Annotated in this window: 5 protein-coding genes; 1 reads left to right on the top strand and 4 read right to left on the bottom strand. The window is 65.2% G+C overall.

Annotated features, from left to right (window positions below):
* Window positions 1-398: 398 nt before the first annotated feature.
* A complete protein-coding gene (locus AC0L27_RS36680; RefSeq protein ID WP_275174501.1) occupies window positions 399-1,430 on the top strand; it encodes an alpha/beta fold hydrolase in 1,032 nt (343 codons plus the stop codon).
* 4 nt (window positions 1,431-1,434) lie between these two features.
* On the opposite strand, the gene AC0L27_RS36675 is transcribed toward AC0L27_RS36680, so the two are convergent.
* The 4 genes from AC0L27_RS36675 to AC0L27_RS36660 all read right to left on the bottom strand — a co-directional run bounded on the left by AC0L27_RS36675 (window position 1,435) and on the right by AC0L27_RS36660 (window position 8,255).
* Window positions 1,435-4,944: a PAS domain-containing hybrid sensor histidine kinase/response regulator gene (locus tag AC0L27_RS36675; RefSeq protein ID WP_473306291.1), complete on the bottom strand. Its 3,510-nt coding sequence runs from the start codon at window positions 4,942-4,944 to the stop codon at window positions 1,435-1,437.
* 195 nt (window positions 4,945-5,139) lie between these two features.
* Window positions 5,140-6,369 carry a 5-aminolevulinate synthase gene (hemA, locus tag AC0L27_RS36670; RefSeq protein WP_354207629.1) on the bottom strand — a complete coding sequence of 410 codons (1,230 nt, stop codon included), beginning with the start codon at window positions 6,367-6,369 and terminating at the stop codon, window positions 5,140-5,142.
* A 190-nt stretch (window positions 6,370-6,559) separates the two neighbouring features.
* Window positions 6,560-7,177 (bottom strand): HEAT repeat domain-containing protein, encoded by a 618-nt coding sequence (locus AC0L27_RS36665; protein WP_354207631.1) that lies wholly within the window; start codon window positions 7,175-7,177, stop codon window positions 6,560-6,562.
* 16 nt (window positions 7,178-7,193) lie between these two features.
* Window positions 7,194-8,255 (bottom strand): MBL fold metallo-hydrolase, encoded by a 1,062-nt coding sequence (locus AC0L27_RS36660; RefSeq protein WP_354207633.1) that lies wholly within the window; start codon window positions 8,253-8,255, stop codon window positions 7,194-7,196.
* Window positions 8,256-8,328 lie beyond the last annotated feature (73 nt).

Here is an 8,328-nt window from a genome sequence, read left to right as displayed (position 1 = left end):
CAGCGGACCGCGGGTGCCAGCCGGCACCCGGCCTTCCCTGCGCCCTCTTGGATAAGAGGGTGGAATGACGAAGCAAAGCTCGGGCGAAATCAGCCGCGAGGATGCGAAGGTGTGTCCGCAATTCAAAATGCGAGGAACAGTGGCGCTATCGCCTCATACTCCGTCATTGCGAGCGCAGCGAAGCAATCCAGTCTGCCGCCGCGGAGGGATTCTGGATTGCTTCGCTACGCTCGCAATGACGATGTGGAGAGAACGTGCGCCACACTCCGTTCTCGTGTCCCGGCGATCGGGCCGCAGATGCTGGAACCGGAACCTCACAACTTCTCACAACTCCAAACGGGTGTCTCGCGGTCGCCGCTGCTAGTCAGTGCATGGCCGATCAACAAGGGAGCAGCACCATGACACAGAGCATTGACCAGCACCGCCGCCAGTTCTTTGGCGTCGCCGCAGGAACTGTCGCCGCCGGCCTCGGCGTGATCGGCCTCGCCCGCGCCGAATCGGAAGCGCCGCGCTATTCCGCAACGAACGCCTCATTCGGCGCGATCAAGCAGATCGATGCCGGCGTCCTCAACGTCGGCTACGCGGAAGCCGGTCCTGCGAACGGTCCCGTAGCGATCCTGCTGCACGGCTGGCCCTACGACATTCACGCCTTCGTCGACGTCGCGCCGATCCTGGCGAAGGCCGGCTATCGCGTCATCATCCCCTACCTGCGTGGCTACGGCTCGACGCACTTCCTCTCCGACGAAACGCCGCGCAACGGCGAGCCGGCAGCAATGGCCGCCGACATCATCGCGCTGATGGACAAGCTCGACATCAAGAAGGCGGTCGTCGCCGGTTTCGATTGGGGCGCGCGCACCGCCGACATCATCGCTGCGCTGTGGCCGGAGCGCTGCCGCGCGCTGGTGTCGGTCAGCGGCTATCTGATATCCAGTCAGGCCGCGGGCAATGCACCGCTGCCGCCGTCGGCCGAGCTGCTCTGGTGGTACCAGTTCTATTTCTCGACCGAGCGCGGCCGCGCCGGATACGAGAAGTACACGCATGATTTCGCAAAACTGATCTGGAAGCTGGCCTCGCCGCAGTGGAAGTTCGACGACGCCACCTTCGACCGCAGCGCGGCGGCGCTGGACAACAAGGATCACGTCGCGATCACCATTCACAATTACCGCTGGCGGCTCGGGCTTGCCCAGGGCGAAGTGAAGTACGAACATCTCGAAAAGAAGCTCGCCGCGGGTCCGGTCATCGACGTGCCGACCATCACGATGGAAGGCGACGCCAACGGCGCCCCGCATCCCGACCCGAGCGCCTATGCCAAAAAGTTCTCGGGCCGCTACGAGTTTCGCCTGATTACCGGTGGCATCGGCCACAATCTGCCGCAGGAAGCACCACAAGCCTTTGCCAAGGCCGTCATCGACGCCGACGGCGGCGCCTGACCCGCTACTCCGCCGCCACCATCTGCTGCGTGCGCCACTGGCCGAGCAGGGCGCGGAGCGAAGCCGGCTTGACCGGCTTGTTGAGCACCGCGACCTTTTCGTCGCGCGCAGCCATTTGCACGGCGGGGCTGCGGTCGGCAGTGATCAGGATCGCGGGGATGCCGTCACCGAAGCGGCGGCGGATGTCGCGGATCGCGGCGATGCCGTTGCCGCGGTCGAGATGGTAGTCGACCAGCAGGCCGGTCACGCGGCGGCCGGCAGTTTCGATCGCGGCGATCGCGCCCTCGGGATCGGCTACCGCGATCACTTCGGCGTCCCACGCCTTCAGCAGCGTGCGCATGCCGTCGAGGATCGCGGCATCGTTCTCGATGCAGACGATCAGGGTCCCCGAGATCGAGGTGCGTGCGAGCGGCGTCGCACTGGTCACGGCCGCGGTGTGGGTGATCGCCTTGGCCGTCGGCACCGTCACGGAAAACACCGAGCCGCCGCCGACATTGGAATCGATGGCGATGCCGTGCTTGAGCACGCGCGCCAGCCGCTCGACGATCGACAGGCCAAGGCCGAGGCCGCGGGCGATCCGCGCGCCCTGCTCAAGGCGGTGGAATTCCTTGAAGATCTCGCCGCGCTTGACCGTCGGGATGCCGACGCCGGTGTCGTAGACGCAGATCTTGAGCGAGGCGCCGCGGCGGCGGCAACCGACCAGCACGCGTCCGCGCGGGGTATACTTGATCGCGTTGGAGATCAGGTTCTGCAGCAGCCGCCGCAGCAGGAGACGATCCGATTCGACGGGCAGCGAGCACGGCACGAAGACGAGCGCCAGATTCTTGGCGCGTGCGATCGGCGCGAACTCGATCTCCAGCGAGCGCATCAGATCGGCCATCTTGAAGCTCGAGATCGAGGTCGTCATCGCGCCGGCGTCGAGCCTGGAGATGTCGAGCAGCGCGCCGAGGATCTCCTCGATCGCCTGAAGCGATTCGTCGATGTTCTCGACCAGTCGCGTCTCCTCGCCGCTGTGCTGGCGCTCGACCAGGCTCGTGACATAGAGCCGGGCCGCGTTCAGCGGCTGGAGAATGTCGTGGCTGGCGGCGGCGAGAAAGCGCGTCTTGGAGATGCTGGCGTCTTCGGCCGCGCTCTTGGCCAGTGCCAGCTCGGAATTCAGCCGGGTCAGCTCCTCGGTGCGGTCGCGCACCCGTTTTTCCAGCGTCGCATTGGCGCGCTCCAGCGCTTCGGCCGCCTCGAAACTGGGCGTGACGTCGGTGAAGGTGATGACGAATCCGCCGCCGGGCATGCGGTTAGTCAAGATCTCGATCACCATGTGGCGGTCGGGCAGGCGCTCGAGATAAGGCTCGCCGTCGGTGGTGTAAGCCACCAGCCGGCGCTCCAGCATGGCCTCGCGCTCGGTCGGATCGGCCGGCTCGCTCACGCCCATGAATTCCAGGATTTCACGCAGCGGCGTGCCGAACTGGATGAAATGCGGGGGAACGTTGAGGAGATCGCCGAACTGCCGGTTGGAGCAGATCAGTTGCAGATCGGCATCGAACACCGCGATGCCCTGGCGCACATGGTTGAGCGCGGTCTGGAGAATCTCGCGGTTGAAATGCAGCGCCGCATGGGAATCGTCGAGCAGCTTGAGCGCAGCCTTCGCCGATACCGTTCGTTTGCGCAGCAGCAGCGACATCACGAGACGCGAAGAGGCCGCACCGATCGAGGAGGCGATCAGGTGCTCGGCGTGCTGCAGCAGCTCGAAATCGGCGGGCGCCCCGGACTCCAGCCGCACATTGCGCCGCGCGGAGAATGCCTCGAACGAATGTCGCGCGCGGTCAGGCCCGAGATATTGCGCCACCGTGGTCTGGATGTCCTGCACCGTGACGGTGGTGCGCCAGCGGCGGAAGTTCGGGGAGATCGGCGCCAGCGTGTTGGGGACGAACAGATCGGCCTGCACCAGCTCGATCGACGACGGCCGGCGCGCCAGCGACAGCAGCACGTAGGTGAGAATGTTGAGCGACAGCGACCAGACGACCCCGTGCATCAGCGGCGGCAAATCGGCGCCGAACAGCGCCTGCGGCCGCAGCGCCTCGATTCCGAACGGGCCGTGCTGGAGCAGCAGGATGCCCGCCGTCGAAGTGTCCATGAAGCTCGGGATGAACAACGTGTAGAGCCACACCGCGAACCCGACCAGCATGCCGCCGATCGCGCCGCGCGCGGTCGCGCGCCGCCACAGCAGTCCACCGAAGAAGCTTGGTGCAAGCTGGGCGATGGCGGCAAAAGAGAGCAGGCCGATCGCCGCGAGCTGGGTGTTGCCGAGCGCGCGGTAGTAGAAATAGGCCATCACCATGATGGCGAAGATCGCGAGCCGGCGCGAGCGCAACAGGAAGTCGCTGAAATCGGCGCCGCCGGTTCGCCCTTCGGGCCGTCGTTGCAGCACCAGGGGCACCACGAGATCGTTCGAGACCATGATGGAGAGCGCGACGCATTCGACGATCACCATCGCGGTCGCCGCCGACAGGCCACCGACGAAGACGGCGACGCTGAGCAGATCCGCGCCGCCCTCCATCGGCAGCGCCAGCACGTACATATCCGGATCGGCGGCGCCGAACGGGAAGCTGACGAGGCCGGCGAGCGCGATCGGGATCACGAACAGATTGATGGCGACGAGATAGAGCGGGAACAGCCAGCGCGCGCGGCCGACCTCGGCGTCCGAGGAATTCTCCACCACGCTGACGTGGAACTGGCGCGGCAGCAGCATGATCGCGCACAGCGACAGCAGCGTCATGGTCAGGAAGTTACCGATCGAGGGCGAATAGTTGATGGCGCGGACCGCCTCCGGTGTCTTCATCGCGCGCTCGATCAGCTCGTGCGGCGAGAACATCCAGAACGTGACGAAGATGCCCGCGGCGAGGAAGGCGACCAGCTTGATGATGGATTCGGTCGCGACCGCCAGCATCAGGCCGTGCTGGTGTTCGGTGGCGTCCGTCTGCCGCGTGCCGAACAGCACCGCGAAGGCCGCCATCGCCAGTGTCACCATTAGCGCCACGTCGCCGACGATCGGGATGTGGGAGAAGGCCTGGTCTTCGCTCAGGATGGTTTCGAGCGAGGAGGCGACCGCCTTGAGCTGGAGCGCGATGTAGGGCACCGAGCCGATGATCGCGATCAGCGCGACGGTTGCCGCCACCGCCTGGCTCTTGCCGTAGCGCGCGCCGATGAAGTCGGCGATCGAGGTGATGTTGTGGGCCTTGGCGAGCTGGATCACGCGGCGGAGAACGCCGGCCCCTAACCCGATCATCAGGATCGGGCCGACATAGATCGCGAGGAAGTCGGTGGAGGTGCGAGTGGCGAAGCCGACCGAGCCGAAGAAGGTCCAGGAAGTGCAGTAGATCGCCAGAGACAGCGGATAGATCAGCCCCGAGGCGCGGCCGCGCCCAGCCGGCGAGCGGCGGTCGCCATGGCTCGCCACCAGGAACAGAAAGCCGATATAGCCGAAGGCGGCGGCGATCACGCCCCAATCGTGCAGCATGCGAGCGTGCTTCTCCCGGGGCGCGCGCTGGCCGCGCCCGATCTCATTTTCCCTGTAAATCTAGCGCGTTGGACCGTCGCAGGCGACAGCGAAATGCCGTCCGGGTGCGGGAACTGGGGTTGTCGTTAAGGTGCAAACCCCAACGTCGTCCTGGCTCCCGTGCGCAATTGCGCACTAGGCCAGGAGGACCCGGAGCTACTCCGCCGCCAGCGACTTCTCGCGGAGCGGCAGACCGAGGCGGTCCCACACTTGCAGCAGGGCTTCGGCGAGCTGATCGATCAGGCCGTCGTCGTGATAGGGCGAGGGGGTGATGCGCAGGCGTTCGGAGCCCTTGGCGACCGTCGGATAGTTGATCGGCTGGATGTAGATGCCGTGCTGTTCGAGCAGGAGGTCGGAGGCCTGCTTGCACTTTTCGGCATCGCCGATGAACAACGGGACGATGTGGGTGTCGCTCGACATCACCGGCAGGCCGGCGGCGTTGAGGATCGCCTTGACCCGGGCGGCGCGGTCCTGGTGACGCTCACGCTCCCAGCTCGAGGTCTTCAGATGCTTGATGGCGGCGGTCGCGGCCGAGCAGATCGCCGGCGGCAGCGCGGTGGTGAAGATGAAGCCCGGCGCATAGGAGCGCACGGCGTCGATGATCTGGCCGTTGGCGGCGATGTAGCCGCCGAGGCAGCCGAACGCCTTGGCGAGCGTGCCTTCGAGAATGTCGATGCGATGCATCACGCCATCGCGCTCGGCGATGCCGCCGCCGCGCGGGCCGTACATGCCGACGGCGTGGACCTCGTCGACATAGGTCATCGCGCCGTACTTCTCGGCGAGGTCGCAGATCTTGGCGAGCGGGGCGATGTCGCCGTCCATCGAATAAAGGCTCTCGCAGGCGATCAGCTTGGGCCGGCTCGGGCCCGCAGCCTTCAACAGCGCTTCGAGATCGGCGAGGTCGTTGTGGCGGAACACGACCCGCTCGCAGCCGGACTGGCGGATGCCCTCGATCATCGAATTGTGGTTGAGCTCGTCGGACAGGATCAGGCAGTTCGGAATGAGTTTCGCGATGGTCGCGATGCCGGTCTGGTTCGAGACGTAACCGGACGTGAAGAGCAGCGAGGCTTCTTTGCCGTGGAGATCGGCGAGCTCGGCCTCGAGCTGTACGAGCGGATGATGCGTGCCGGCGATGTTGCGGGTGCCGCCGGCGCCGGTGCCGACGCGGGTCGCGGTCTCGACCATCGCGCCCACCACCTTCGGGTGCTGGCCCATGCCGAGATAATCGTTGGAGCACCAGATCACGACGTCGCGCTTGCCCTTGGGCGAGTGCCAGAGCGCATGCGGGAACCGGCCGGCAATGCGCTCGAGATCGGCGAACACGCGGTAGCGCCGCTCGGTGTGGAGACGATCAAGGGCGGAATTGAAGAACTGGGTGTAATCCATCGTCAAACCTGCAGCGGAACCGACCAAAGACCCGCATATCCTTAGAGCTATTCCAGCTCCAATGTCTATGCGCTATCCCACATTTGGACCTGCGGGGCATTTGGGCAAAATGCCCTATCGTGCGATTTGAAACTTGATCCGGATCAAGTTCGCGCGAGATGCGATGTTGCTCTGCACCATTGCGCCCGGGCTATCTGCGCGCCCCGATCGCCTGATGTGCGTGCGCGGCGGACTTGCGCACATGTCCGTCGTCATCGTTCAGCAGCGGGGTCAGCGCGGGTAGGACGTCCGGATCGCCGAAAGTCTCGGCGATCTCGCAGGCCCACAATCGATGCCGGGGAAACTCATCCCTGGAAAAAGCATCGAACAGCAGCCGCCAATTGCCCGCGGCGGCGCCTCGCCGCAAGGTCCGCGAGGGTTCCTTCCGAACTCCGATTTCCGGATCGCGCCTGTAGAGATCAAAGATCGAATGGAAATCCGCCTCATGCCAGATCTCCGCGAGAGCGCGAAGCGCGCACTCCCGCGTCGATGCTTCGGGCGCCCTCAGAAGGGGCAGCACGAGATCGTGAGCTTCGGCAAGCTTCCATTGCTCGACGATGCCGCAGGCGGTGCGCCTGACGTAATCTGACGTGTCGGAAAAGGCAGCGGCAATAATCGTGCGGAGTTCATGCCCCCGCTTGTGGTGTCCGATGACCTCGATTGCGGTTCGCCGCACAAAGGCATCGCTCGCCGTTGACAGTGTCCGAAGCTCGCCCAGCGCTTCGTCGTCGTCCCGTGCTAGCAGGTTGCGGATGGCCTCATGGGTCATCGGCGGCGCCTGAAACTCAGGTCGTCCTGAACTGCAACACGCCGTCTTTCATCTCCGCCGTCAGCCGGCCCTCGACGATCATGTAGTTGACGTGAGCGACCAGTTCGCCGGCGGCGAAACCCATCTGATGTTCGTCCAGCACGTGCTTGTTGAACACGACGGGCACCAATGCGCGCGAGGTCTGCGGTACCTCGCGGCAGGCTTCCGCGATCAGGCGGCAGCGCTCCTCGTGGTGATCGGCGAGCTGCTTGATGCGGGTCTTCAGCCCGTAGAACGGCACGCCGTGGCCCGGCAGTACCAGCACGTCATAGGGGAGAGTCGTGGTGAGGCTGGCGAGCGAGGCCAGATATTCGCCGAGCGAGTTCTGGTCGGGTTCGACCGCCCACACGCTGACGTTCGGCGAGATCTTGCTCAGTACCTGGTCGGCCGAGAGGAACAGCTTGTCGTCGGCGCAATACAGCATCACCTGGTCGAGCGCGTGACCGCCGCCGGTGATCACCTTGAAGCGGCGCGTGCCAATCACGACGTCCTCGCCATGCGAGATGCGGCGGTAGGACGGCGGCAGCACCGAGACGCGCTTGAGATAGTCCTGGCCGCGGCCGAGCAGTTTTTCGGTGAGCGACTCGTCCATGCCGTGGCGGCGGAAGAACAGCCGCTGCGCCTCCTGCCGCTCCTCGGTGCCGCGGTTCTGGTGATAGACCGATTGCAGATATTCGACCTGCGACATCACCAGCGGGCAGTTGAACCGCTCGACGATCCACCCGGCCAGACCGACATGATCGGGATGGGAATGGGTCACGATCAGGCGCGTGATGTTGACACCCTTCAGCGGCCCGTCGAACAGCTTCGTCCAGGCTTCGATCGTCTCCTCATTGCCGAAGCCGGCATCGATCATGGCATAGCCGTCGCCGTCGGCGAGCAGATAGATGTTCACATGGTTGAGGCGGAACGGCAGCTTCAGCCGCGCCCACAACACGCCGGGCTTTACCTCGACGACCTCTTCGGGGCCGGGATGCTGTTCCCAGGGATAGCGCAGGGCGTCGGCGGAGGACTGCACGGTGTCGGTCTTTGCGTTCATGCTACCGGCTTAAACCCACCTCTCCCGCCGCGCCAGCCGAAAAAGAACGCTGGCGCGGCCCGCATGGCGGTCA

The sequence above is a fragment of the Bradyrhizobium sp. Ken51 genome (assembly GCF_055807435.1).
Note: the sequence above shows the minus strand (reverse complement) of the source record. Positions and strands in the feature narration are given on the sequence as shown.

What these genes read in the sequence shown, in the direction of transcription:
- hemA (WP_354207629.1), bottom strand. Translation starts at nt 6,369, where the DNA reads ATGGATTACACCCAGTTCTTCAATTCCGCCCTTGATCGTCTCCACACC.
- AC0L27_RS36660 (WP_354207633.1), bottom strand. Translation starts at nt 8,255, where the DNA reads ATGAACGCAAAGACCGACACCGTGCAGTCCTCCGCCGACGCCCTGCGC.
- AC0L27_RS36680 (WP_275174501.1), top strand. Translation starts at nt 399, where the DNA reads ATGACACAGAGCATTGACCAGCACCGCCGCCAGTTCTTTGGCGTCGCC.
- AC0L27_RS36675 (WP_473306291.1), bottom strand. Translation starts at nt 4,944, where the DNA reads ATGCTGCACGATTGGGGCGTGATCGCCGCCGCCTTCGGCTATATCGGC.
- AC0L27_RS36665 (WP_354207631.1), bottom strand. Translation starts at nt 7,177, where the DNA reads ATGACCCATGAGGCCATCCGCAACCTGCTAGCACGGGACGACGACGAA.